The sequence below is a fragment of the Corynebacterium sp. HMSC27B11 genome, assembly GCF_001815985.1.
Lineage (GTDB): Bacteria > Actinomycetota > Actinomycetes > Mycobacteriales > Mycobacteriaceae > Corynebacterium.
Window position 1 is genome coordinate 1 of sequence record NZ_KV823581.1, and the last position, 865, is coordinate 865.

General features: G+C 51.2%; 1 rRNA gene. It reads right to left on the minus strand.

The window, feature by feature from the left end:
* Window positions 1–631, minus strand: a 23S ribosomal RNA gene (locus tag HMPREF3097_RS09020); the annotation flags it as partial.
* Window positions 632–865 lie beyond the last annotated feature (234 nt).

Below are 865 nucleotides of genomic sequence, written 5' to 3' on the forward strand. Positions count from 1 at the left end.
AAAGGGCTCTGACGGATTGTAAGCACACGGTTTCAGGTACTATTTCACTCCCCTCACGGGGTACTTTTCACCATTCCCTCACGGTACTCAATACACTATCGGTCACAACAAGTATTCAGGCTTACCGAGTGGTCCCGGCAGATTCACAGCAGATTCCACGAGCCCGCTGCTACTCGGGAAAAATTGTCAACGCACACATTGCATGCTTTCACGTACCGGACTCTCACCGTCTACGGCAGGCCATTCCAAACCACTTCCGCTAACACACAACACACACGCGGGCCATGGCAGCAGCCCACAACAAAATCCCACAACCCCACACACGCAACCCCTGCCAGGTATCACACGCATATGGTTTAGCCATCATCCACGTTCGCTCGCCGCTACTAGCAGAATCATTATTATTTTCTTCTCCTGCGGGTACTGAGATGTTTCACTTCCCCGCGTTACCACCACACCACCTATGCATTCAGCAGTGGGCGACCACACATAACCGTGGCCAGGTTTCCCCATTCGGACACCCTCGGATCAACGCTCTATTGGCAACTCCCCGAGGCCTATCGTGGCCTTACACGTCCTTCATCGGCTCATTGTGCCAAGGCATCCACCGTGCGCCCTTAAAAGTAACAAATCAAACACTAAGACACACACAAAACACACACCACAACAAACGCGGCATGCATCAGGTGAACAACAAAATCACAAGAAATTAGATACTCGCGTCCACTATACAGTTCTCAAACAACACGAACACCACCCACACACAACCAACCACACACGGTCAATCACACGCAGGAAGCATCCCAACAGGAACAACAACACATGCCATCCCAGACACCCAACAACGCAACAAACCAAACACACA